Origin of the sequence: Streptomyces lydicus (assembly GCF_001729485.1) — a bacterium.
Taxonomy (GTDB): domain Bacteria; phylum Actinomycetota; class Actinomycetes; order Streptomycetales; family Streptomycetaceae; genus Streptomyces; species Streptomyces lydicus_D.
Window position 1 is genome coordinate 4,616,609 of the sequence record NZ_CP017157.1, and the last position, 22,219, is coordinate 4,638,827.

24 protein-coding genes are annotated in these 22,219 nt (G+C 72.3%); 11 read left to right on the forward strand and 13 right to left on the reverse strand.

Translation table 11 applies throughout. From position 1 onward, the window contains the following. Positions 1-248: 248 nt before the first annotated feature. Together SL103_RS19985 and SL103_RS19990 are read left to right on the forward strand one after the other, a co-directional pair. On the forward strand, positions 249-785 hold the full coding sequence (locus tag SL103_RS19985; protein WP_244303981.1) for a MarR family winged helix-turn-helix transcriptional regulator: 537 nt from the start codon (positions 249-251) through the stop codon (positions 783-785). A 225-nt stretch (positions 786-1,010) separates the two neighbouring features. Then, positions 1,011-1,934 (forward strand): MBL fold metallo-hydrolase, encoded by a 924-nt coding sequence (locus SL103_RS19990; RefSeq protein ID WP_069570338.1) that lies wholly within the window; start codon positions 1,011-1,013, stop codon positions 1,932-1,934. Positions 1,935-1,979: 45 nt separating this feature from the next. Here SL103_RS19990 and SL103_RS19995 read toward each other — a convergent pair whose 3' ends face one another. Beyond that, positions 1,980-3,668 (reverse strand): FAD-dependent monooxygenase, encoded by a 1,689-nt coding sequence (locus SL103_RS19995; RefSeq protein WP_069570339.1) that lies wholly within the window; start codon positions 3,666-3,668, stop codon positions 1,980-1,982. A 115-nt stretch (positions 3,669-3,783) separates the two neighbouring features. Between SL103_RS19995 and SL103_RS20000 the strand changes: the two genes are divergently transcribed. Next, positions 3,784-4,533, forward strand: coding sequence for a TetR/AcrR family transcriptional regulator C-terminal domain-containing protein (locus SL103_RS20000; RefSeq protein WP_069570340.1), 750 nt, complete (start codon positions 3,784-3,786; stop codon positions 4,531-4,533). Here the strand turns inward: SL103_RS20000 and SL103_RS20005 are convergent. From SL103_RS20005 to SL103_RS20015, 3 genes are all read right to left on the reverse strand, one after another. After that, positions 4,522-5,760 (reverse strand): FAD-dependent oxidoreductase, encoded by a 1,239-nt coding sequence (locus SL103_RS20005; protein WP_279631163.1) that lies wholly within the window; start codon positions 5,758-5,760, stop codon positions 4,522-4,524. The two genes, SL103_RS20000 and SL103_RS20005, sit on opposite strands and share 12 nt — an antisense overlap. 132 nt (positions 5,761-5,892) lie before the next feature. Continuing rightward, entirely contained in the window at positions 5,893-6,465 is a 573-nt protein-coding gene (locus tag SL103_RS20010) for an AMIN-like domain-containing (lipo)protein (protein WP_069570341.1), read from the reverse strand. A 201-nt stretch (positions 6,466-6,666) separates the two neighbouring features. Beyond that, positions 6,667-7,293, reverse strand: a complete 627-nt coding sequence (locus tag SL103_RS20015; RefSeq protein ID WP_069570342.1) for an alpha-ketoglutarate-dependent dioxygenase AlkB — start codon at positions 7,291-7,293, stop codon at positions 6,667-6,669. A 188-nt stretch (positions 7,294-7,481) separates the two neighbouring features. On the opposite strand from SL103_RS20015, the gene SL103_RS20020 reads away from it, so the two are divergent. Next, positions 7,482-8,129, forward strand: coding sequence for a CatB-related O-acetyltransferase (locus tag SL103_RS20020; protein ID WP_079145872.1), 648 nt, complete (start codon positions 7,482-7,484; stop codon positions 8,127-8,129). Between the two features lie 15 nt (positions 8,130-8,144). Here SL103_RS20020 and SL103_RS20025 read toward each other — a convergent pair whose 3' ends face one another. Next, positions 8,145-9,539, reverse strand: coding sequence for a tetratricopeptide repeat protein (locus SL103_RS20025; RefSeq protein ID WP_069570343.1), 1,395 nt, complete (start codon positions 9,537-9,539; stop codon positions 8,145-8,147). A 196-nt stretch (positions 9,540-9,735) separates the two neighbouring features. Then, positions 9,736-10,500, reverse strand: coding sequence for a ribonuclease H family protein (locus tag SL103_RS20030; protein ID WP_079145873.1), 765 nt, complete (start codon positions 10,498-10,500; stop codon positions 9,736-9,738). Positions 10,501-10,731: 231 nt separating this feature from the next. Between SL103_RS20030 and SL103_RS20035 the strand changes: the two genes are divergently transcribed. Beyond that, entirely contained in the window at positions 10,732-11,988 is a 1,257-nt protein-coding gene (locus tag SL103_RS20035) for an alpha/beta hydrolase family protein (protein ID WP_069570345.1), read from the forward strand. Between the two features lie 25 nt (positions 11,989-12,013). Here the strand turns inward: SL103_RS20035 and SL103_RS20040 are convergent, their stop codons facing one another. The 4 genes from SL103_RS20040 to SL103_RS20055 form a co-directional block, all read right to left on the reverse strand. Continuing rightward, entirely contained in the window at positions 12,014-12,691 is a 678-nt protein-coding gene (locus SL103_RS20040) for an AIM24 family protein (protein ID WP_069570346.1), read from the reverse strand. Positions 12,692-12,753: 62 nt separating this feature from the next. Further along, the gene (locus SL103_RS20045) at positions 12,754-13,653 is read right to left on the reverse strand and encodes an oxidoreductase (protein WP_069570347.1); all 900 of its coding nucleotides are present in this window, start codon (positions 13,651-13,653) and stop codon (positions 12,754-12,756) included. Between the two features lie 196 nt (positions 13,654-13,849). Then, positions 13,850-14,278, reverse strand: coding sequence for a VOC family protein (locus tag SL103_RS20050; RefSeq protein ID WP_069570348.1), 429 nt, complete (start codon positions 14,276-14,278; stop codon positions 13,850-13,852). 32 nt (positions 14,279-14,310) lie between these two features. Continuing rightward, the gene (locus SL103_RS20055; RefSeq protein WP_069570349.1) at positions 14,311-14,889 is read right to left on the reverse strand and encodes a hypothetical protein; all 579 of its coding nucleotides are present in this window, start codon (positions 14,887-14,889) and stop codon (positions 14,311-14,313) included. Between the two features lie 240 nt (positions 14,890-15,129). Here SL103_RS20055 and SL103_RS20060 point away from each other — a divergent pair, with 240 nt between their 5' ends. From SL103_RS20060 to SL103_RS20070, 3 genes are all read left to right on the forward strand, one after another. Further along, positions 15,130-15,369: a chaplin gene (locus tag SL103_RS20060; protein ID WP_069570350.1), complete on the forward strand. Its 240-nt coding sequence runs from the start codon at positions 15,130-15,132 to the stop codon at positions 15,367-15,369. Positions 15,370-15,770: 401 nt separating this feature from the next. Continuing rightward, positions 15,771-16,316, forward strand: coding sequence for a DoxX family protein (locus SL103_RS20065; RefSeq protein ID WP_069570351.1), 546 nt, complete (start codon positions 15,771-15,773; stop codon positions 16,314-16,316). A 118-nt stretch (positions 16,317-16,434) separates the two neighbouring features. Then, positions 16,435-16,947: a DinB family protein gene (locus tag SL103_RS20070; protein ID WP_069570352.1), complete on the forward strand. Its 513-nt coding sequence runs from the start codon at positions 16,435-16,437 to the stop codon at positions 16,945-16,947. Here SL103_RS20070 and rho read toward each other — a convergent pair. Beyond that, positions 16,941-18,110 (reverse strand): transcription termination factor Rho, encoded by a 1,170-nt coding sequence (rho, locus tag SL103_RS20075; RefSeq protein ID WP_069570353.1) that lies wholly within the window; start codon positions 18,108-18,110, stop codon positions 16,941-16,943. The genes SL103_RS20070 and rho overlap by 7 nt on opposite strands. A 315-nt stretch (positions 18,111-18,425) precedes the next feature. Between rho and SL103_RS20080 the strand changes: the two genes are divergently transcribed. Continuing rightward, entirely contained in the window at positions 18,426-19,271 is an 846-nt protein-coding gene (locus tag SL103_RS20080; protein ID WP_069570354.1) for a class I SAM-dependent methyltransferase, read from the forward strand. Between the two features lie 68 nt (positions 19,272-19,339). Here the strand turns inward: SL103_RS20080 and SL103_RS20085 are convergent, their stop codons facing one another. Together SL103_RS20085 and SL103_RS20090 are read right to left on the reverse strand one after the other, a co-directional pair. Continuing rightward, on the reverse strand, positions 19,340-19,816 hold the full coding sequence (locus SL103_RS20085; protein WP_069570355.1) for an SRPBCC family protein: 477 nt from the start codon (positions 19,814-19,816) through the stop codon (positions 19,340-19,342). Beyond that, positions 19,813-20,592, reverse strand: coding sequence for an alpha/beta fold hydrolase (locus tag SL103_RS20090; protein ID WP_069570356.1), 780 nt, complete (start codon positions 20,590-20,592; stop codon positions 19,813-19,815). The genes SL103_RS20085 and SL103_RS20090 overlap by 4 nt, the downstream gene beginning before the upstream one ends. Positions 20,593-20,655: 63 nt before the next feature. Here SL103_RS20090 and SL103_RS20095 point away from each other — a divergent pair, with 63 nt between their 5' ends. Then, entirely contained in the window at positions 20,656-21,252 is a 597-nt protein-coding gene (locus SL103_RS20095; protein WP_069570358.1) for a TetR/AcrR family transcriptional regulator, read from the forward strand. A gap of 231 nt (positions 21,253-21,483) precedes the next feature. Continuing rightward, positions 21,484-22,167 carry a hypothetical protein gene (locus tag SL103_RS20100; protein WP_069570360.1) on the forward strand — a complete coding sequence of 228 codons (684 nt, stop codon included), beginning with the start codon at positions 21,484-21,486 and terminating at the stop codon, positions 22,165-22,167. Positions 22,168-22,219: the final 52 nt, after the last annotated feature.

A 22,219-nucleotide genomic window follows, 5' to 3' on the forward strand; every position in this document is an offset into this window, starting at 1 on the left:
GGCCTCTTCCTCGGGACGAGTGGTGCTCCGTGGCCCGGGCGGGTGGCGCCCGCACCGACGAATGCCTGTCCGAACAAGTAAATCACCTGTCCAAACAAGTAACGGCCGAAAATCCATCCCGGCTTTCAAATGTGAAGCAAGCAACACGCCGCCATCTGGCCATACGACGCCGGGCGAGCGCGGCAAGCCACTGCGGATCGCAAGCGGAAGGTAGGATTACGCTGCCTAAACAGGAAAGTGAGACAGAGATGAAGCAGTCCACACCGGCCGCCGGGCAGGGGCCCGCGGAGATCGGGCAGGAAGCCAGCGTCCCGGTACCGGCCGCGGCGAGCGGCGGGCCGGTCAGTCACGCGATCTTCCGCCTGGCCCGCCTGCACCGCATGTTCGCCGGGCAGCTGCTGCGCCGCATCGGCCTGCATCCGGGCCAGGAGCTGGTCATGATGCACCTGTGGGAGCTCGGGCCCCAGCGGCAGACCGACCTGGTGCGGCTGCTGGACTCCGACGCCGCCACCATGACCCGCACCGTCCGGCGCCTGGAGCAGGCCGGCTTCGTCCGCCGCCGCCCCTCGCCCACCGACAAGCGCGCCTCACTCATCGAACCGACGGCCGCCAGCCACGCCCTGCGCCGCGAGGTCGAGCAGGTCTGGAGCCGGCTGGAGGACCTCTCGACGGCGGGCCTCACCGACGACGAGCGGACCGCGGCACTCGCCACCCTGGAACGCCTGGAGCACAACCTCGTACAGGCCGCCGCAGACCAGTCCCTGGGCACGGAGGCGGAGGGGTAGAGCGGGTGCGGTCCGGCCCGGCCCGGCAGGTCTGCGGCGCGCCGCCACTCGGCCGGCGACGCGCATCCATGCACATGACAAATGACCTTCTTCACGGAGCCGCGGAGAGCGGAACCAACCGTGAGAAACAAGGCCGGACCCCCCTTCCGCTTTCCGGTGCGACCGGCGAACCTCGTGATCACGGGGATCGGCACACCGGCCCCACCGTGCAGAAGGAGGCCACCCATGGACCAGGCGCACACCCCCCACCCCGACCCGACGGACGGAGCCGGGACCGCCGGCTGGTACGTCGACGAACGCTGCACCAACTGCGACGTCGCGCGGCAGCTCGCACCGGACCTGATCGGTGAGGCCGAGGGCCGGTCCCTGGTCCTGCGCCAGCCGCGCGACGCGGCGGAGGAACGCCTGGTGTTAGCGGCGGCGTTCGCCTGCCCCACCCGCTCCGTCCGCCCCGCCTCCCGTCGGCTGGACGCGACGCGTGACCCCTTCCCGCTGCCGCTGGACGACGACGGCATCGTCCACCTCTGCGGGCACAACTCCCCCGAGACCGCCGGCGCCAACTCCTACCTCGTGCGGCGCCCTTCGGGGTCCTTGATGATGGTGGACACCCCGCGCTTCAGTGCCGCGCTGGCCGCCCGGTACGAGAAGCTCGGGCCCGTCACCGACGTCCTGCTGACCCACCGGGACCACGCCGCGCACGGCCGGCGCTACGCCGACCGGTTCGGTGCGCGGCTGTGGATCCACGAGGGCGACCTCGACGCCGCCCCGGATGCCGACCGGGTGCTGCGCGGGACGGAGACCGTCGAGATCGCCGAGGGGATGCTGGCCCACCCCCTCCCCGGTCACACCGAGGGCAGCGTGCTCTACATCGCCGACGAGCGGTACTGCTTCAGCGGCGACAGCTTCTACTGGTCGCGCGGCCAGGGCGACGTGGCGGTGGCGGAGAGCGTCACCTGGTACTCCGTCGAGGCGCTGGCCGCGTCGTTGGCCCGGACCGTCGACCGGCTGCGCTTCGAGTGGCTGCTCCCCGGCCACGGCGACCGCAAGCGACTGCCCGCGCCGGAAATGGCCCGGCGGATGCGGGAGTTGACCGCCCGCGTGGCGCAGCTGCGGCCGCAGCCGATCGACTTCACCGCGGTGCGCTGGTGACTCCGGGCGGTCCGCCGCCGCCCCCGTCACCGCGCGGGTGACCGCCTACGCCGTCCCGCCGTGCTCCGCGGGGCGCTCTCGGGCGAGGAGCCGGACGAGGACGCGTTCCAGGTCGCCGGCCGGATCGTCGGACGGGGTGCCCGCCCGCCAGGCGACGAACTGATCGGGGCGCACCAGCAGGGCGCCGGCCCCGTCGAGCCGGGCGAGCCGCGGCCAGTCCCCCTCCGGGTCGGTGACCTCGGCACCGGGACCGATCCGGTGCGCCGCGACCGCAACGCCCAGCCGTTCCCCCGCCTCCCGTGCCGCGCGGATCCAGCGGTCGCCGTCGGCGCCGGTCAGCAGGGTGAACCGGGACTCGACCAGGTCGAGCGTGGAGATCCGGCGGCCCTGCCGCTCGACCCAGAGGTGCGGGAGGCGGGAGCCGGGGGCCCCGTCGAGGGTGCGGGCGACGTCCTCGTGCGAGGGCAGGTCCGGTTGCGGGTCGATCACCGCGTCGGAGTCATAGCGGTAACCCAGGTGCACGACGGGCGCGTTGACGACCCCGGCGGCGGCGCGCGCGGCCGCCGCCCGCGGGCTCTGGTCCCAGTGCAGCCGGGGGTCGGCCAGCCGCCGCAGGGACTGCTCCAGGGCGAGCGCCGCCACCGGACGCCGTTCGGCCGGGTAGCTGTCGAGCAGCCCGGGGCCGGCGTCGCCGCGCAGGACGGCGGCCAGTTTCCAGGCCAGGTTGTGCGCGTCGGCGATCCCGGTGTTCAGGCCGAAGGCGCCGAGCGGCGGGTTGGTGTGCGCGGCGTCGCCGGCCAGGAACACCCGGCCGGCGCGGAAGCGGTCGGCGAGCAGCCCCTGCGGCCGCCACGGCAGGGTGCTGACCACCTCCACGTCCAGATCGGGGGCGCCGACGGCCGCCCGGATCAGCGCGCGGCAGCGGGCGGGAGTGAAGTCGTCCGCGCCGCGGCCCGCGCCCGGGTCGTAGGCGGCGTGGAAGATCCACTCCTGTTCGCCGTCGACGGTCACCAGCAGGCCGGGAGCGTCGGGGTGGGTGATGTCGCAGGTGACGAAGGAGTGTCCGCGGGTGTGGGCGGTGAGGTCGGCGCGGAAGAGGATGTTCATCATGGGGCTGCCGAGTTCACCGGGGCCCGAGGTGGCGATGCCGAGTGCGTCCCGTACGCCACTGCGCGCCCCGTCGGCGGCCACCAGGTAGTCGGCCCGGACGGTCTCGGGTCCACCGGGACGACCGGCGGCGTCCCCGGTGTCGAGGAGTGCGGTGATGCCGTCGTCGTCCTGCTCGAAGGACACCAGCCGGGTCGCGTACCGGACGGTGGCGCCGCGCTCGCGCGCGGCCGGGAGGAGTACCGCGTCCAACCGGTTCTGCGGGCAGGTGCCGCGCAGCACGCCCGGGCTGACCCGGCCGGTGAGTCGGGGTCCCAGTTGCGGGCCGGCGGACGCGTCCCGTGCCACGGCGGGCAGGTCGGCCTCGGCGAGCGTGCGGGCCGAGATCTTGCCGAGGTTGCCCGCGGACATGTCGATGGCCACCGCGTCGACGGCCTCGTCGAGGCCGGCCTGGCGCAGGAACTCGACGGTCCGCGGCCCGAGTCCGGTGGCGCGCGGGTGGACGTTCGGCCCGGTCCGGCGCTCCACGACCAGGGACGCCACCCCGTGGTGGGCCAGGAACAGTGCGGCGGCCAGACCGACCGTGCCACCGCCGGCGATCAGGACCGGGATGCGGGTCTCGTGCATGCTTCTCCCCCGTTGTGAATGCCTGGTGCAGCTTATGGCTACAGTGTTCTCACTGCGGCAACACCGTAGCCACTACGCTACGTTGGCCGCAATGCCCCACTGAAGGAGAACCGCGATGACCGACCCGGCACAGCAGCCGACCCCCGCCCTGGTGTGGCGGAAGGAGCGGCGCGTCCCGCGCCGGCAGGCCCCGGGCGTGGACCGGATCGTGCGCCAGGCCCTCGCGATCGCCGACGCGGAGGGGCTGTCCGCGCTGTCGATGCGCCGGGTCGCGGCGGACCTGCGCTCGGGTACGGCCTCGCTCTACCGCTATGTGGCCAGCCGGGACGAGCTGTTGGACCTGATGGTCGACGAGGTGCACGGCGAGACCGAACCACCCGCGCTCACCGGCGACTGGCGTGCCGACCTCGACGCGGTCGCGCGGGACGTGCGCGCCCGTCTGCTCCGCCACCCCTGGCTCGGCTCCGAACTCACCGGCCGCCCCGCCCTCGGCGCCAACTCCCTGCGCCGGTACGATCTCGCGCTCACGGCCGCCGCCGCGCTCACCCCGGACATCACCTTCGCCTCCCACGCCGTCGACACCGTCATGGCCCACGTCTTCGGCTCGACCGCCCAGGAACTCGCCGAGCTGCAGGCACAGCGCCGCTCCGGGCTGACCGAGGAGCAGTGGCGGGCCGGTGTCGGCCCGTACATCCGCGAGGTCATCGACAGCGGCGACTACCCGCAGTTCGCCCGGCGGGTGACCGACGCCGAGGACACCGGCCCGGACGAGCAGTTCGCGTTCGGCCTGGCGTGCGTCCTCGACGGCCTCGCGGCCCGGGCGCGCAGCACCGGCGCCGCGCGCGACGCCGGCTCAGCGCAGTGAAGCGGCCGGCGGGCGCTCCCGCAGCGCGCCGTAGGCCAGGAAGTAGGCCGGCACCCGGTTCAACCACCGTGAAGTGGTGAGCAGTTCGGCGGCCCGCTGCGCCCGCCGGGGGTTGCCGAAGGGCGGGTCGCCGGCCAGCACGGGACCGATGACCCGCCGGTGGGCGAACCGCTGAAGTGCCTGGGTCAGCGCCGTGGTCGGCCACCGGCGCCGCTGGACAGCGCGTACGTCGCCCAGCCCCACCGCGCCCGCGGACAGCGGCCCGACGAGATGCCGGGCGGCGGCCACCGCGTCCTCGACGGCGAGGTTGATGCCGATGCCGAAGACCGGCGACATGGCATGCGCCGCGTCGCCGATGCACAGCAGCCCCGGGCGGTGCCACCTGCTGAGCCGGTCGAGCCGTACGTCGAGCAGCTTGACCTCGTCCCAGGAGCTCAGCGCGGGCACCCGGTCGGCGAGCCAGGGGGCGGCCGCGGTGAAATTGTCCATGAAGGACGCGAGACCGGCGGCGCGGCGCTCGGCGTCGGCGCCCTTGGGGATCAGCGCGGCACACTGCCAGTAGTCCCCGCGGTCGATCATGGCGGCGAGGAGCCGGTCACCGACGCCGCCGACGAGCCCGTGCGGGTCGCCGTCGCGCCGCGGCAGCCGGAACCACCAGGCGTCCATCGGGCACGCGAAGCTCCGCAGCCCCAGCTCGGGAAGCGACCGCGCCAGCGAGCCCCGGCCGTCGCAGGCCACGGTGAGGGTGGCCGCCAGCTCACCGGTACGGCCGTCGGACGTGCGGTAGCGGACCCCCGCGACCCGGCCGCGCTCCATGAGGAACCCGGTCGCCTCGGTGCTCATCCGCACGGACCAGGACGGCTCGCGCCGGGCCTCGTCCGCGAGGAGGTCGAGGAGGTCCCACTGCGGCACCATGGCGATGTAGTTGAACGGTCCCGGCAGCGCACCGATGTTGCCGACCGTGACCAGGGAACGGTCCGGTCCCAGCGGCAGCTGAACGGTCGACACCCGGCGCTGCGGCAGCCGGGCGAACCGCTGAGCCAGCCCCAGTTCGTCCAGCAGCGCGAGCGTGGAGGGGTGCACGGTGTCACCACGGAAGTCGCGGAGGAAGTCTCCGTGCTTCTCCAGCACGGTGACCTCGACGCCCGCCCGTGCCAGCAGCAGCCCGAGCACCATGCCCGCCGGGCCGCCGCCCACCACGCAGCACGTGGTCCGCTCCCTCGCCACCGCTCTCACCGCCGCTCGCCTCGGGTCACGTGTTGTCGCACACCCGGTATACCCGCGCGGCGCCCCACGCTCTCACCACGCGGGGCCGAGCGGCGGGTGACGGGGGCGGCGCCGTGCACCGTCCCCGCCCGGTCACCAGGTGTGTGCGACGTCCACGATCAGGGTGTCACCGGACTGCAGTACCCGGAACGGGAGCTTGGCCCGCACCCCCAGGCCGACCTGGGTCTGCCCCTCGAAGCTCGCCCCGAACTTGGTGTCCTTGAACGTCCGGTATCCATCGAGGTGCACGCCCGGCAGCGACTTGCCGGCCTCGGCGGCGTAGGTCTGCCGACCGGTCGCCGGGTCATGGGTCGGCGCGGACACGAAGATCTCCAGGATGGCGCCGCCCTTGACCGGTATCCGCTCACCGGAGCCGTCCTGATGGAACGCGTCGACGTAACCGACGTGGTAGCCGAGCTTGCCGCGCGCGCCGCTGATGTCGAAGACCATGCGGTCGTAGCACGTGGTCCCGCTGGTCGTGATGTTCTTCAGCGGAGCGGAGGTGGCGTTCGTGGCCGACTTCGCCTTGCTGCCCCAGGCCACCGAGCATTCCGTGGCGCCGGACGCGGCTGCCGTGCCGGTGGCGGCGCCGGCCGAGCCGGCCGTCCCCAGCAGTCCGGCGCCCGCCAGAACGACCACCGCGGCCGCTGCTACTGAGCGTCGCATGAGAAACCCCTCCAGATGAGTGCGTACGGGTACGTGCGGTAGGACGGCCGGCGGCGCCGGCACGTTCAGCCCGGGTCGGGATCCAGCCGCGGTCCGGAGGAAGTTGTCGTGAAAGCGGGCCTGTTGATCATCGAGGGCCGCAACCGGCTCGCCCCCGGCCGCCGTCCCGCCGCACCCCGGCCCCTTCGGCGCCCTGCCGCGTCAGCGCACGCCGTGCGGCCGGAACTGGATGCTGATCCGGGGCCCCGCCGCCCGGGTGCTCTTGGGTATCGCGTGCTCCCAGGTCCGCTGACAGGAGCCGCCCATCACGATCAGGTCGCCGTGCCCGAGCGGCCGCCGTACGGTGCTGCCGCCGCGTCGCGGGCGCAGCAGCAGGTCACGGGGTGCCCCCACGGACAGGATCGCGACCATCGTGTCCTGGTGCCTGCCGCGGCCGATCCGGTCCCCGTGCCAGGCGACGCTGTCCCGGCCGTCGCGGTAGTAGCACAGACCGGCGGTGGTGAACGGCTCGCCGAGCTCGGCGCGGTAGTGGGCGGACAGGGCGGCCCTGGCCTCGTCCAGCACGGGGTGCGGCAGCGCCTCGCCCTCGCCGTAGTGGGCGAGCAGCCGCGGTACGTCGACCATGTGCTCGTACATCTGACGGCGCTCGGCCTGCCAGGGGACCTCGGTGGCGAGCCGCAGGAACAGCGCATCGGCCCCGGTCAGCCAGCCGGGCAGCAGATCGATCCAGGCGCCGTCGCCGAGCGTGGTCCTGCGCAGCCCGCGCAGCGGGCCGAGGCGGATGTCCTCGGTCTGGTCGAAGAGCGAGCCTTGGAGATGCGTGCTCATACGCACAGGATACCCGGCTATTCGAATATGTGTTCTGTTGGCGGGGTCAGCCCCGCCGACAGGCCGGCCCCCGCGCTCACGCCCCGCACGAAATTCCCTTGCACACCCCCTTGCACACCTCGCGATCATGGAAGGAGCCGGCACCGGTCCGTGCCGGACCACCCAGCAGACGAGGAATCCGATCCGCCATGGCCGCACTCCCCGCCGACCCCCATGTGCTGCACCCGATGCCCGAACAGCCGCGCGTGGTCCTGTTGAAGCCGCTGGTCACCTCGCCGCTGATCGAGGTCGGCGAGTTCACCTACTACGACGATCCGGACGACCCGACCGCCTTCGAGACCCGGAACGTGCTGTACCACTACGGCCCGGAAAGGCTGGTCATCGGCAAGTTCTGCGCACTGGGCGAGGGCGTCCGGTTCCTCATGAACGGCGCCAATCACCGCATGGACGGCCCCTCCACCTTTCCCTTCCCGATCATGGGCGGGTCGTGGTCGGAGCACTTCGACCTGATCACCGGCCTGCCCGGCCGCGGCGACACCGTGGTCGGGCACGACGTCTGGTTCGGCTACCGCGCCACGGTGATGCCGGGCGTGCGCATCGGCCACGGCGCGGTCATCGCCTCCGGCTCGGTGGTCGTCGACGACGTACCGGACTACGGCATCGTCGGCGGCAACCCGGCGCGCCTCATCCGCCGCCGCTACAGCGACGAGGACATCGCCCGCCTCCTGGCCGTCGCCTGGTGGGACTGGCCGGCCGAGCACCTCACCGCACACCTCCGGACGGTGATGTCCGGCAGCATCGACGACCTGGAGGCCGCCGCCCCGGCACGGCACTGAGCCGGCCCCGCCACCTCAGGACGCGGACTGGGCCGCCGCGCGGGCGCGGGCGGCGGCCGCCCGGTCCGGGGCACCGAGCTGGTCCTCCAGGCGGGCCTTGGCCGACCAGTTGTAGGGGCAGACGGGCCGGAGCCGGCTGCGTTCGCTCAGCAGCGTGCGGGCCAGGTCCGTGCGGCCCGAGCGCAGGGACGCCTCGACGAGGGTCCGCTGGATCGCGTCGCGCTGGGCGTGGCTGCCGCCGAAGGTGTGCAGCCGGTGGCGGACCGGGAGCAGCAGGTCGACGGCCGTTGCGTGGTCCTGCCTGCCGTAGGCGATCAGAGCGCGGCACACCGGCAGGCCGATGTCCGCGGTCATCGCGCGGTTGCTGACGCCGGGCTGCCCGGCCAGCCACTTCTCCCGGTCCCCGACCAGGCGCTCGGCCTGGGCGAGGCGGCCGGCACCGACGTACGCCATGACCGCGTGGGCGTCGTTGAAGGCGTAGTGGGGCCCGTCCTGGCGGCGCTCCCAGGCGTCCGCGAGCCGGGCCCAGCGGGCGGTCCGGACGTCCTCCGCCAGGTACAGCCGCCACAACAGGGCGGCGGCGTCGAGGAGTTCCATCGCCATACCGGCGGAGCGGTCGTGGTGCAGCGCCGCGTCGTAGATGTCCAGGACGCGCGCGGTGTCGCCGGTCTCCAGGGTGAAGAGGGCGTAGTGCCACCAGTTGTGGACGGTGAGCAGGGTGCCGCTCGACCAGTCGTCGGTACGGGCGTCGAGGAACCGGATCCCGTCGGCGAACCGTCCGCGCATCTCGTAGGTGTGCACCACGCCGTGGATGCCCCACACGTCGCGCGGATGCCGCGCCAGGGCCGCCAGGCCGACCTCCTCGGCGCGCTCGTAGTGACCCGACTCCTCCAGGCCGAACGCGTACATGCCCAGCAGCGGCCCCTGGTGCGGGTCCGCCTCGTCCCAGGCGTCCAGCGCCCCGCCGATGCGGTCGCGCAGCCGCTGGGCGTCGCCGGTGAGGAAGTCGTGCTGATGCCCGGCGAAGAGCGCCAGCACATCGCGCGGGAACGCGACGGAGAGCTCGCCGAGGATGTTTCCGGCGCCGTGCAGGTCGCCGTCCAGCCATGCCGTCGCGGCGGCGAGGTGCATCCGCTCCCGGGGGGTCAGCTTCCCGGTGTCCAGTCCGGCGCGGAAGCCGGCGAAGGCGTCGCGGGCGGCCGCCGCGTCCTTCTCCTCGGTCCCCAGGACACCCAGGTAGGCGGCCAGGGACTGGACGGCCGTCGAGCGCGGCGCGGCGTCGAGCGCCGCGCGCGTCGACTCCATCACGTGCGGGCGGAAGAAGAGCAGGTCGTCCAGGGCCTGTTCGTAGTGGGCGAGGGCCTCGGCGCCGGTGTCGGTCATCAGGTGTCCGTGCCGGTCAGTTGTCATGGGTACCTCCGGTGGGGCTGGCGGCGCATGCACACATCCGCCATCGTCCCCGGCCGGGCAGCCGCCCGTGCGGCGCTTTCACACGACTGGCCGAACGTCTTCCGCCTCCGGGCCCGGCACGGTGGCCCTCAGGCGGGCCGGGCACCCGGGTCCCGGCAACGGCCCGGCTCGTACGACGCCCCGGGCCCGCCCCGCCCTACTGCTCGGCGCCCGCACCCGCTCCGGAGCGGCAGTCCGGGTGGCCCCAGCCGTCCGGGTTCTTGGCGATCGGCTCGCCCGCGCCGTAGGAGCGCCCGCAGCGGCACCGGCCGGGGAACTTGGCCTTGAGGGTCCGCGTGGAGCCGTTCGCCGAACCCGCCCGCGAGGTTCCCTTCGCGGTGCGCCGCTGCGCCGAGGACGCGGAGCCCGCGCTCGCGCCGGCGGCGCCGCGACGGCTGCCGGCGGGCCGCGCGGTGTCCGGCGCGGCCGGCGGCTCCGGGGAACCGAGGGCGCTGCCGGCGGCCTCCTGCCGCAGCGCCGCCTGGCTCGCGGCCCGGTCGGCGAAGTCGTTGAGCCGGTCGCCGTCCACCTGATGCGCGGGGACGTAGCGGAACTCCACCTCCCGGCCCGTGAGCAGCTCGTCGATGCGCATGACGAGGTCCTGGTTGGCGACCGGCTTGCCCGCGGCGGTCTTCCAGCCCTTGCGCTTCCAGCCGGGCAGCCAGGTCGTGACGGCCTTCATGGCGTACTGGGAGTCCATCCGGATCTCGATCGGCACGACCGGGTCGGTGGCCGCCAGCAGCTTCTCCAGCGCGGTGAGCTCGGCGACGTTGTTCGTCGCGGTGCCGAGCGGGCCGGCCTCCCAGCGGACGACCGTCTCCTGGGCGTCGGCGAGCACCCACGCCCAGCCCGCGGGACCGGGGTTTCCCTTCGATGCACCGTCACATGCGGCGATCACGCGTTCAGCCATGGTCGGGATCATGCCAGGCGGCACGGTGCCGGTCGAAGTCGCGTCGGTGGGCGGTAGGTGCTAGGGCGCCCCAGGGGTGCCCCGTGGTCGTCCGGTGGCGCCGGCACGGGCGGCGTCCGGCGTGCGCGGTCCCCTCGGCGGCTCCTACGCTGGAACGGAAGGCCCCGGCCTTTCTCCCCTCCGGCCGGGGCTGGGGGACGTCGGCCCGGCCGCGTCCGTACGCGCGGGCCAGGAGGCGGCCATATGTACCGTTTCGTGGAGAACGAGCAGTTCAACTACGAGATCCTGCTCGCGCTGGGCTCCGCCTGGCAGCAGGGCGCGGACGTGGGAGAGGTGCTCGCCGCCGCGTCCGCCGTGGCCCGGACCCCCTCGCCGGACGGGGAATCGGACGGCTCGGACGGATCCAGCGGGGCGGCCGCACGCTGGATGTCGACCTGGACCGCGCTGGCGCGCTCGGCCCGCGCCCAGGCCGAGAAGTGTGCGGCCGACGGGCACCGGGTGAGTGCCCGGCAGGCGTTCCTGCGGGCGGCCGGGTATTTCGGCACGGCGCTGGTGGCCGTCGACGGGGTTCCCGATACCGGGGCCCGGCTGCGGGAGCTCTTCGCGGAACACCGCGCGTGCTTCGACCGGTTCGCCGCCGCGGCGGACCCGCCCGCCGAGCGGGTCGCCGTCCCGTACGAGGACCGCACGCTGCCCGGCTACCTCTTCGGGCCGCCCGGTGGCCCGGAGCGGCTGCCGACCGTGATCGTCAACAACGGCAGCGACGGACCGATCTCCGCCGCCTGGACGCTGCTCGGCGCACCGGCGGTGGCGCGGGGCTACCGCGCGCTGCTCTTCGACGGTCCCGGCCAGCAGTCGATGCTTTTCGAGCACGGGGTCACCTTCCGTCCCGACTGGGAGAACGTGATCACTCCGGTCGTGGACTTCCTGACCGCTCGCCCGGACGTCGACCCCCACCGCCTGGTGCTGGCCGGTATCAGCCAGGCCGGCTACTGGGTTCCTCGCGCGCTCGCCTTCGAGCACCGACTCGCCGCCGCCGTCGCCGATCCGGGCGTCGTCGAGGTCGCGGAGAGCTGGTGGCGGCAACTCGGCCCGGAGCTGCGCGCGTTGTGGGAATCCGGCGACCGGGACACCTTCGACCGCGTGCTGAACGAGGCCCTGGCGGAGTCGCCCGCGCTGGCCGCCACCTGGCGCTGGCGAGCCACGCCGTACGGGATCGACTCGCCCTTCGACCTGCTCACCGAGGTGGCCGAGTACACCGTGGCACCCGTGGCGCACCGGATCACCACCCCGCTGCTGATCACGGACCCCGAGGGCGAGCACTTCTGGCCCGGTGCCTCGCAGCGGCTGTACGACGCCCTGCCGGGCCCCAAGGAGCTGGTGCGGTTCACCGAGGCCGAAGGCGCCGCCCTGCACTGCGAGCCGCTGGGCCGTGCGGTGTTCGAGCAGCGGGTCTTCGACTGGCTGGACGCGCGCCTGGGCCCGGTCGCGGACGGCTGACGCGGGGCGGCTCCCGGTACCGCGGTCAGTTGCCGGCGGCCTTCTCCGGACGCAGCTCACTCGGCCGTACGATCACGAACCCCTCGCCGTCGAGCCGGAGTTGGACGGCCTCTCCGGAGCCGCCCCGCAGCATCGAACCGATGCTCTGCGAACGGTGCAGCGCGGTCTGCAGGCTGCTGCTCCAGCCGACCACGGCGTCGGTGTCGACGAAGACCGGCGCCTGCGGTGCCACGGGTATGACGATGGGGTTGCCCTCGCACACGATGCCCAGCTTCCCCTGCCCGCTGAAGACGGAGTTGAAGAGCCCGCCGCCCGCCATGCCGGCCCCCTTGACGACCTTGATCTCGTAGCTCAGGGACGGGTCGAAGCACAGCACGTTGCGGCCGTTGACGGAGAGGCCGTCGCCCGGCTCGATGTCGACGATGAAGCAGTTGGCCGCCTCGTGCGCGAACCACACCTCGCCGCGCCCCCGTACGGCCATCAGCGCCAGCCCCTCCCCGGTGACCGCCCGCTTGAGGAACTTGCCGACGCCCTGCCCCTGCTTCTCGAACCGGAGCTCACCGCGGTAGGCGACCATCGCACCCTGCCGGGCGTAACACTCCCCGTCCAGCGCGTACTTGATCGACTTGGCGTTCTGCTGTGTCATGCCAGGGGCGGCGGCCTGCGTGGCCATGTGCTCGGAGGCGAAAAGCTCACTCTTCATGGCTGGAATACTAGAGTTCGCAACCTGCTCCGGCACGGCCGATGTCGCCGATGCCGGCGGTCTCAGGATGCCGGCCGGCCGATCGAATCGAGCAGTCGGAGTTCTTCCTCCGTGAGTCGGAGTGCTGCCGCCGCCACACTGTCCGCGAGGTGTTCCGGGTCGCCCGTCCCGGGGATGGCCAGCACATGCGCCCCCTGCTGCAGGACCCAGGCCAGACGGACCTGCGCGGTGGAGACGCCGTGCGCCCGGGCCACGGCGCGGACCTCGTCGTGCTCGGCGCGGACGGCTCCGGCTTCGCGTCCCTCCCCGGCGAGGGAGAAGAACGGCACGAACGCGATGCCGTGCGCCGCGCAGGCCCGGAGCATCCCGTCCCCGCCGCGCGCGTCGATGCCGTAGCGGTTCTGGACGCAGACCACGGGCGCGATCTCCTGGGCCTGGGCCAGGTGTTCGGGGCGCGCGGCGGAGATACCGAGGTGGCGGACGAGTCCGGCGTCACGCAGCTCGGCGAGAGCACCGAAGTGCTCGCTGACGGAGTCCTCGCCCATGACGCGCAGGTTGACCAGGTCGAGGTGATCGCGCCCGAGTTGGCGAAGGTTCTCCTCCACCTGCCCGCGCAGCTGGTCCGGCCGAGCCGGCGTGGCCCACTCACCGCCGGCGTCCCGCGCCGGGCCGATCTTGGTGGCGATGACGAGGTCGTCCGCATACGGGGCCAGCGCCGAGTTGATCAGCTCGTTGGCGGAGCGCAGCCGGGAGAAGTAGAAGGCCGCGGTGTCGATGTGGTTGACACCGAGTTCAATCGCGCGGCGCAGTACTTCGATTGCCCGGCCACGGTCGCTGTGGGCGCCCGGGTCGAAGGCTGCCCTGCCGGTCAGGCGCATGGCGCCGAAGCCGACGCGGTTGACCTTGAGGTCACCGAGCGTCCAGGTGCCGGCGGCTGCCGCAGGGACCGCGCACGACGTCATGACTTCCCTCAACTCCATCCGATCAGCCCTCGCCCGTCCACGGTCAAGACGCGGCGGCCCTGGAGTATGCGCAGGTGACAGGCGTGGCGGAAAGGCGCGGAGGGCGAGGGGAATGTCACCGCGTGGCCGGGAACCCTGACAACCCGTTCCGAGTTGTTACTGATGACTCCGTCGTTTTCGCCGGCTCGGAGGATGCTCAGTCGAGGCAGAACTCGTTGCCCTCGATGTCCTGCATCACGATGCACGCATCGTGGCCGTCGTACAGCAGTTGCACGCGCACCGCGCCGAGCGCGACCAGTCGTGTGCACTCGGCTTCGAGCGTGGCCAGGCGCTCCTCACCCACGAGCCCGGTGCCGACCCGCACGTCGAGATGCACCCGATTCTTGACGACCTTCCCTTCGGGCACCCGCTGGAAGAACAGTCGCGGTCCCACACCTGAGGGATCACTGCAGGCGAACCATGAACCCCGGTCCTCAGCAGGCCGGGAGCGATCGAAAGCGTCCCAAGTGGCGAATCCTGCCGGCGGCGGCGATACGACGTACCCCAACACCTCGCACCAGAAACGAGCGACGCGCTCAGGTTCTGCGCAGTCGAAGGTGACCTGGAACTGCTTGATCGATGACATCGGCGCACTCTAGCAAGGGTGTTCCAAGGGAATCAGTAGAAGAAGAGGTGCAGATCCTCAAGTGAGCCGGGGCCGGTGAAGAAGGCTTCCGCGTCGGCCAGGTCCCGCTCGAATCCCGGATGCAGATCGTTGAGCCTCTCCTCCAGGCTCCGCTCCGGGACGGCCTCGCCGGCCCGGGCGGCGGCGTGCCGCTGCTGCACCACGGTGCGGATCAACGCCCTCCACCGTTCGCCCTGTTCGGCGAGGGCGTGGATTCCCGACAGCAGGTCCGCCATGCCGGCGGGCCCGGTGGCGGCCGAGGCGTCCGTGCCGGCAACGGGAAACAGCTCCCACCCGCCGGCCCGCGCGGCCAGCCGGCACACCCCGGCCCAGTTGGCCAGGCGACCGACCCTCACCTGTACGGGCTCGCGGGTGTGCGGCGGCAGGTGCCCGCCGTGCAGGGCGTCGGTCGCCGCCCGCACATCGGCCAGCACCTGCCACTCCACCTCGTCGAGCACCCACGCGCCGTCCTGCTGGGCGTCGATCGCCCTGGACAGCCGGTCCCACGCGGCGGCCGAGCGGGACGCGTAGGCGCCGGGGTCATGGGTCTGCGGCTGGGCGGTGTCGGGCATGTGCTTCCTGGTCGGTTGGGGCCACGGCTGCGGTCGAATTCGTACGGCTGACCGTCAACTCCACATGCAATATCACCTAGAAGTCTGATCTTCGCGTCGTTCGGAGCTGGAGCGGCGGTCGGCGGGGAAGCAACTTCCCCGTACAGACAGGCGGCTCGGACGGCTCAGCCGTGCGCGGTGCGTTCCCGTGGCGCTGAGGCCGTCCCGGGCCGCTTCCACCACCAGTAAGGAGACCGACCGATGGCTCACCGGATCAAGAGTGTTCTCGTGACCGCCGGCGCCTGCGCTGCCCTCCTCGGCGGGGCCGGTCTGGCCACCGCCGACAGCGGTGCACAGGGCGCGGCGCTCAACTCGCCCGGTGTCGTGTCCGGCAACGTCGTGCAGATCCCCGTCCAGGTCCCGGTCAACGTCTGCGGCAACACCATCGACGTCATCGGGCTGCTCAACCCCACGTTCGGCAACGCCTGCGTCAACGACTGACACCTTCACGCGCTGCGCGCCGGGGCGACCGGCGCGCTCGCGTGGGGCCGGCCCGGGCGGGCCTCCGGAATGCTCGTTCCGGGGGCCCGCTCTCGTTGCCGAGGTCCGGCCGGTCCGGCCCGGCGGTCCTGCCGTCCCTGCCACTCCTACCGCTCTGTTTCACCCGTGAATTTTTGCCCCGGGCAGCCCCGGCTCAGCTGGGCACCCCCTAGGCAAGAGCGCTCTCAAGTAGCACGATCGACTGTAGGGCGCAAGCCCTCCGTTCCGACGTGGTGGGCCCCGATATCCCCGCCGCGCCGGTACGGCCCGCACACCACGACATTTCTCCACCCTGAGCGCACCGGCGCCGGTGCTTCGACACCGCGGCCCTCCGACGCGCCGGTGCGGGAAGCGACATCGTCATGAAACTGCTCGCCGAGCGGCGGTCGGAGGCGGACACCCGGCCTCACGACCTGCGCGCTCCCCCACTCGCCACCGACCTCGGCCTGCTTCTCCTACGGCTGTCCGTAGGACTGCTCCTGGCCGGCCACGGCGCACAGAAACTCTTCGGTCTCTTCGGCGGTTCAGGGCTCGCCGCCACCGGCAAGGGATTCGCCGCCCTCGGCTACCGGCCCGGTGAGGTCTACGCCGGCGTCGCCGGTGTCTCCGAGACCCTGGGCGGTCTCGGCCTCGCCCTCGGGTTCCTCACCCCTCTCGCGGCGGCCGCGCTGATCGGCGTGATGATCAACGCGATGGTCCTCGCCGTCCCCAAGGGCCTCTGGGTGATCTCCGGCGGCCTGGAGTATCCGCTCTGCATCGCCGCCGTGGCACTCTCGATCGCCGCCATCGGGCCCGGCAACTTCGCCCTCGACCGGTTCTTCCGCTGGCGGGACGGCGGGCTGACCTGCGCGGCCGTCGCCCTCGGGGCCGGGGGCCTGGGCGCCGCGATCGTGCTGCTCGCGACCTGACCGCGTACGGCCGCACACGGTGCGCTCACAGGGGGAGCGTGCGTGCCGCGCGCCGGGTCCTTGCAGCCGCGCGAAATCCCGGTGCGGTGCGGCGGGGACCGGACTAACGTCGCCGCCCATGACGCCTTCTCGTAATCGCCCGCCTTTCGATGCGGATGAACGGACGCAGCTCGTGGGTTGGCTCGACATGCAGCGCGCGATCATCCAGTGGAAGTGCGAGGGACTGTCGGAAGCGGACGCGCACCGTGCCGTGCTGCCGTCCTCGCCCCGCATGACGATGGCGGGCCTGGTCTCCCACATGAAGTGGGTCGAACACCTCTGGTTCGAGGTGCTGTTTCTCGGCCGCCCCGCGGTCGGCCCGCTGTTCGACGACGTGACCGAGGACGCCGACATGGACGTCGAAGGGATCCCTCTTCCGCGGCTCCTCGACGAGTACGCGGCGCAGTGCGCGGTATCGAACGAGATCATCGCGGCGCATGCGCTGGATGACGTGGGCAAGCACCCGGAGTTCCGTTCCGCCGCCGCGTCCCTGCGGTGGATGCTGTTCCACATGATCGAGGAAACCGCCCGGCACGCCGGGCACACGGACGCCATCCGGGAACTGCTCGACGGGCAGAAGGGCTACTACTGACACTGCCGCAGGAACGTCGCGTTGTCCGGCGTGCGCCGCATCTTCTCCAGCAGCGCTTCCAGGTTGGCCGAGCCGTCACCGCCGTGCAGAGCGCGCCGTAGCCGGCGCGTGGCGGTCAACTCGGCCGGTGAGCAGAGCAGTTCCTCGCGACGGGTGCCGGATGTCGTGACATTGACCGCCGGGTAGAGCCGCTTGCCCGCGAGCACGCGGTCGAGGCGCAGCTCCATGTTGCCGGTGCTCTTCAATTCCTCGAAGAAGTAGTCGTCGGCCCGGGAGCCGGTCTCGACCAGGGCCGTGGCGAGGATGGTCAGCGAGCCGCCCTCCTCCGCGAGACGCGCCGCGCCGAAGAGCCGCTTGGGGCCGTACAGCGCGGCGGCGTCCACACCGCCGCTGAGGGTCCGGCCGCGGCCGTCCGCCCCCGCGGCGTTGTTGTGCGCCCGGCACAGCCGGGTCAGGGAGTCGAGCAGGATGACCACGTCCTGGCCCTGCTCGACGAGCCTTTTCGCCCGTTCCACGGCCAGGTCGGCCAGCGCGATGTGTTCCTTCGCCGGCCGGTCGAACGTGGCGGCCAGCACCTCGCCGCGTACGCGCCGGCGCATATCCGTGACTTCTTCCGGGCGTTCGTCGATCAGCACCACCATCACCCTGCATTCCGGATGGTTCTCGGCGATGGCCCCGGCGAGTTGCTGCAACAGCACCGTCTTTCCCGTCTTGGGCGGGGCGACGATCAGTCCTCGCTGCCCCTTGCCGATGGGGGTGACCAGGTCGACGAGCCGCGGCGTCAGCCCGCCGTTGGGGGATTCCATGCGCAGCCGCTCGCGCGGATGCAGCGGCGTGAGGTCGCGGAAATGCCGTCGGCCACGAGCTGCTTCCGGCGCCCGGCCGTTGACCGAGGCGATATGGGTGAGGGTACGGGGCCGTGCGCACTCCCCGACGACGAGATCGCCTTTTCGCAGGCCGTATTGCCGGACCAGCGCGGCGGACACCCGGACGTCTTCCGGCGACGCGAGGCACCCCTGTGCCCGCAGCAGTCCTCCTCCCTGGCCGGCGTTCGCGAGATCCAGCACGCCGGAGACGGTGCGGGAGGCAGGGGGCGCGCCAACAGCGCCTGGGGCCACGGCCGTTGCGGTCGGGCTGTCGTTTTCGAGGGTCATGGTGGTCATGGGTGGTTTCCGTGTCCTTTCAGGACGTGGGTACCTGGTGGGTCAGGCGCGGGAAGGAAGCCGGCAGAGACGCCGGGGCGGTGAATTCACGCCCCGCAGGCGGGCGAGGAAGGCCCGCGGCCGGAGAGAGCGGTGAACGCGTTGCGCGGCATGCCGTGGAAGGTCATCGCCTGCGTCATGAAGGAGCGCGAGAGAGAAACGCGCGAAAGGGGAGCCGGACAGTAACGGCGCGCCAGTCATGGCGAACGCACGTACGCTCCACTCGCACTGTACCACTACCACGGCCGGCGAGGTTCGGTCGTATGCTGAGGCGCGATGTTCACACCTCAGGGCCCCACGTTCCGTGAACTCGCCGTCCAGGCACTGTCCTCCGTCGAGCACGGCTACGACCTGCTCGCGCCGAAGTTCGACCACACCCCGTTCCGGACGCCGGACTCGGTACTGACCCCCGTCACCCGGGTGCTGCGCGGGCTCGGGCCGTTCGACAGCGGTCTCGACCTGTGCTGCGGCACCGGAGCGGGCATGGGCGTGCTGCGCCAGGTGTGCCGGGAGCGGATCACCGGCGTCGACATCAGCGCGGGAATGCTCGCCGCGGGCCGCGCCCGCACCGAGGCCGGTGCGGGGGGCGGTGACCGCGCCGGTGGACCGGTGCCCGCCCACGGGAAGCCCGGACCGACGGCCACGCCGCCGCGCGAGGAGTGGGTGCGGGCCGATGCCCGGGCGCTCCCCTTCGGGCCGGCCTTCGACCTCGTCGTCAGCTTCGGCGCGTTCGGGCACTTCCTGCCGTATGAACGGCCGGGACTGTTCGCCCAGGTCCACTCGGTGCTGCGCCCCGGCGGCCGGTTCGTCTTCCCGATCGCGGCGCCCTCCCCGCCGGGCTCACTCGCGTACGGGGCGCTGCTGGCCTTCGACGTCGCGATGCGGGTCCGCAACGCCCTGTGGCGTCCGCCCTTCGTGATGTATTACCGCGTGTTCCGTCTGGGCGACGTACGCGCGGAGCTGGTGCGCGCCGGGTTCGAAGTGGAGCTGTACGCGCTGCCGGAGCTCGGCCACCGACCGGACGGGAGCCCGCGCTGCCGTCTGGTGGCGGCCACCAGGCCTCGTAGCCGGTCCGCTCCGGGGCGGGCCGGTGGGATGCCGCCCGTGGGCACGGGCCCCTGAACCGGAACCCGATGCGGAATCCGTGGTCAGGGGCTCGTGCGGAAGCGGCGCGGCACGGGGCCGGAACGTCAGTCCGCCGCCTCGCAGGTCGCGGCCAGGCGTCGCAGGGTCTGCCGCATACCGGCGCGGTTCCGTGCGGCGCGCCGCACGGCCGGGGTGCCGGTGAACAGCAGGCCCAGCAGCTCGGCGAGGTGACGGCGCCAGCCGTGGCGCCGGTGGTCGACCCAGTATTCGGTGACCTGCGTGCCGCGCGGGGTCGGCGTCAGCCGGTACCCCCAACGCGCCACCGGCAGGCCGAACGAGGTGACGTCGAAGGCGTACTCCCGGCCGGGGTCGGCGACGACGACGCGGCAGACGGTGAACCAGACCCACAGGGCCCTGCGGTTGAAGCCCACGAAGCGATCACCGCGGGACCACACCCGCCAGACCTCGGGGCTCCACTCCGCCATCCGCCGGCTGTCCGCCAGCGCCGTGTACACGGCGGCCGGCGGGCGGCGCACCTCCAGGGATTCCGTCACGTCCCACTCCCGCGCACGTACGGTCATCGTGCCTCCTCCGGCGTCGCGGGTCGGTGCGTGGGCACCGAAGTGCCGCCCGTGCGGGCCGCGCTGACGACCGCCGCGGCATCCTGCACCTGCCGCGCGACCGCCTCGGTGTCGGCGAGGCTGCTGATGTGTCCGCACCCGGGCCGGACGATGAGGCGGCCGTCGTGGCAGGCGCGGAGGAAGCGCCGCTCGTCGCGGCGGAAGTGGTCACGTTCGCCGTTCACCAGCCATACGGGGCCCGGGTACGCCGCGAGCGCGGCGAGCGGGTCCATCGCGCTGACGGCCCGGACGATGTCGGGCATGGTCTCGCAGGTCAGTCCGCCCGAGACCATGGCGCGGGCCTGGGGCTCCGGGAGGGCGCGGCGGAATCCGAACGCGCTGAGGCGGGCGGCCCCTTGCGGATACCGGGCCCCGGCGCGCGCCGCCCCGCGGTAGACGGCGCCGAGCAGTCCCCGGGGGGTGGCGGTGCAGCCCATCGCCACCAGGCCGAGGACCCGGTCCGGGTGACTGCCGGCCGTGGCCACGGCGACGAAGCCGCCCAGCGACAGGCCGACGACGAGTGCGCGGCCGCCGAGCGCGTCGATGGCATCGGTGACGACCGCCACCGCGCCGGGCAGGGTGAACGGCTCGCCGCGCCGGCTTCCGTGGCCCGGCAGGTCGGGCGCCGCCGTGGGATGGCGGGTGCCGAGAGTGTCGATGACGGGTTGCCACATCGCGCCGCTGACGCGCATGCCGTGCACGAAAACGAGGGGCACCCCTGTTGCGTTGGCCTTCATGGCCTGCACGCTACCTCAAATGCAACGCAACGTTGCGTTGTTTTTCGATGCTAATCTCTCCGCATGAGCGAGGAGCGAGGACAGGACGGAACACGGCGAAGCAGTGGCCCGCGGAAGGCGCAGGAGATCTTCGACGCCACGCTGGACCTGCTCGCGGCGAAGGGCTACGAGGGCCTGACGGTCGAGGGCGTCGCCCAGCGGTCCGGGGTCAACAAGACGACGCTCTACCGATGGTGGCCCTCCAAGGGGGCCCTGCTGGGGGCCGCGCTCACCGGGACACGGCGGCTCAGCCTCGAACCGCCCGACACCGGGAGCCTCCAGGGCGACCTGGAATCACTCCTGCAGACCGTGGTGACCCTGCTGACCGTCCCGCCCGGTTCCGACATCGCCGTGCCCGCCCTGGGCGCCGCCACACAGAGCCCCGAACTCGCCGTGCACGTAAGGGAGTTCTTCGCCGACCGGCTGGCCAGGGAACAGCCCCTCTTCGAGCGCGCCACGGCGCGCGGTGAACTCCCTTCGGACGCCGATCCGATGCTCCTGGTGGACCTGCTCGCCGGGGCGGCCTGGCTCCGCGTGGTACTCCGACAGCTGCCCGTGGAGGAGGACTTCGTTTCCCGTGCGGTGCGTACGGTCCTCAAGGGGGCTGCCACGGGCAGTTGAGGGCCCCCGCCACCTGACGCCGCCTCCGTTTCGATTGCCACTAAAGGGACTGTTTCACCATCAACTACAACTTTACCGAATCTTGGTGTAGTTGAATCAGATTTCACTCCAGTCTCAAACGCAACAGCGGCGAACGCAACATTCCGGCGCGCGTCGCGGCACCGCCACGCGCCGCGGGCGTCGCCATGCCGTGCGAAAGAATCCGGGCGAAGGCACGAGAGGCAACGCAAGATGGCAAAGAGGAAGAACAGCAGGGTGATCCGGCGGGGAAGCCGGCTGATGGCGCTGTCCACGGCGTCGTTGGGGCTGCTCGCCGCGATGGCCGTGCCGGCCGCCGCGGAGGACGGGCCCACGCGGGAACAGCTGATAGCCGACTGTGCCTCCGGCGAGGGGAAGTGCAGCTTCAACGAGCCGACGCTCGGCACGGCGTACCTGGGAGACTTCCACCAGGTCTCCGACTCGCTCTACAACTGCAGCACTTCGGACGCCACGCAGTCCATGGGCTGGTCGGACACGGTGGGCTCGACGGACTCCGCGGGCGTGTCGGTCACCGCCGGCGGAAAGATCGCCGGCCTCATCGACCTGAGCGTGACCGCGACGTACAGCCACACCTGGTCGAGCTCGCACACCGAGAACAGCTCGCTGACCATGACGGTGAAGCCGGGCGAGGTGGGCTGGATCTCCCGCGCCCAGGTCATGCAGACCGTCTCGGGCACCTGGCAGACGCATTACGACAGCCCGAAGTGGGGGCACTACTTCTGGTTCGTTCCGGACACCGTCACCGGTCCCGCGCCCAACGGCACGGACGGCCGGAGCAACGCGGTGACCGTCAAGTCCCGCAAGATGACGGCCTCGGAGAAGGCTTCCTGCTCGTCCGGCGTCAAGAAGGGCCGGTCGTTCGTGGTGCAGCACTGACCTCCGCCGACCTGACCGGCTGACGGGGCCGGCGGCTCCGAGGCGGCGCGAG

Coding starts and splice junctions, on each gene's coding strand:
- SL103_RS20015 (WP_069570342.1), bottom strand. CDS start 7,293: ATGAGCACGCATCTCCAAGGCTCGCTCTTCGACCAGACCGAGGACATC.
- SL103_RS20100 (WP_069570360.1), top strand. CDS start 21,484: ATGGCAAAGAGGAAGAACAGCAGGGTGATCCGGCGGGGAAGCCGGCTG.
- SL103_RS20070 (WP_069570352.1), top strand. CDS start 16,435: ATGACGCCTTCTCGTAATCGCCCGCCTTTCGATGCGGATGAACGGACG.
- SL103_RS20030 (WP_079145873.1), bottom strand. CDS start 10,500: ATGATCCCGACCATGGCTGAACGCGTGATCGCCGCATGTGACGGTGCA.
- SL103_RS20035 (WP_069570345.1), top strand. CDS start 10,732: ATGTACCGTTTCGTGGAGAACGAGCAGTTCAACTACGAGATCCTGCTC.
- SL103_RS20045 (WP_069570347.1), bottom strand. CDS start 13,653: ATGACGTCGTGCGCGGTCCCTGCGGCAGCCGCCGGCACCTGGACGCTC.
- rho (WP_069570353.1), bottom strand. CDS start 18,110: ATGACCACCATGACCCTCGAAAACGACAGCCCGACCGCAACGGCCGTG.
- SL103_RS20040 (WP_069570346.1), bottom strand. CDS start 12,691: ATGAAGAGTGAGCTTTTCGCCTCCGAGCACATGGCCACGCAGGCCGCC.
- SL103_RS19995 (WP_069570339.1), bottom strand. CDS start 3,668: ATGCACGAGACCCGCATCCCGGTCCTGATCGCCGGCGGTGGCACGGTC.
- SL103_RS20000 (WP_069570340.1), top strand. CDS start 3,784: ATGACCGACCCGGCACAGCAGCCGACCCCCGCCCTGGTGTGGCGGAAG.
- SL103_RS20065 (WP_069570351.1), top strand. CDS start 15,771: ATGAAACTGCTCGCCGAGCGGCGGTCGGAGGCGGACACCCGGCCTCAC.
- SL103_RS20090 (WP_069570356.1), bottom strand. CDS start 20,592: ATGAAGGCCAACGCAACAGGGGTGCCCCTCGTTTTCGTGCACGGCATG.
- SL103_RS20010 (WP_069570341.1), bottom strand. CDS start 6,465: ATGCGACGCTCAGTAGCAGCGGCCGCGGTGGTCGTTCTGGCGGGCGCC.
- SL103_RS20085 (WP_069570355.1), bottom strand. CDS start 19,816: ATGACCGTACGTGCGCGGGAGTGGGACGTGACGGAATCCCTGGAGGTG.
- SL103_RS19990 (WP_069570338.1), top strand. CDS start 1,011: ATGGACCAGGCGCACACCCCCCACCCCGACCCGACGGACGGAGCCGGG.
- SL103_RS20055 (WP_069570349.1), bottom strand. CDS start 14,889: ATGCCCGACACCGCCCAGCCGCAGACCCATGACCCCGGCGCCTACGCG.
- SL103_RS20020 (WP_079145872.1), top strand. CDS start 7,482: ATGGCCGCACTCCCCGCCGACCCCCATGTGCTGCACCCGATGCCCGAA.
- SL103_RS20025 (WP_069570343.1), bottom strand. CDS start 9,539: ATGACAACTGACCGGCACGGACACCTGATGACCGACACCGGCGCCGAG.
- SL103_RS20095 (WP_069570358.1), top strand. CDS start 20,656: ATGAGCGAGGAGCGAGGACAGGACGGAACACGGCGAAGCAGTGGCCCG.
- SL103_RS19985 (WP_244303981.1), top strand. CDS start 249: ATGAAGCAGTCCACACCGGCCGCCGGGCAGGGGCCCGCGGAGATCGGG.
- SL103_RS20080 (WP_069570354.1), top strand. CDS start 18,426: ATGTTCACACCTCAGGGCCCCACGTTCCGTGAACTCGCCGTCCAGGCA.
- SL103_RS20060 (WP_069570350.1), top strand. CDS start 15,130: ATGGCTCACCGGATCAAGAGTGTTCTCGTGACCGCCGGCGCCTGCGCT.
- SL103_RS20050 (WP_069570348.1), bottom strand. CDS start 14,278: ATGTCATCGATCAAGCAGTTCCAGGTCACCTTCGACTGCGCAGAACCT.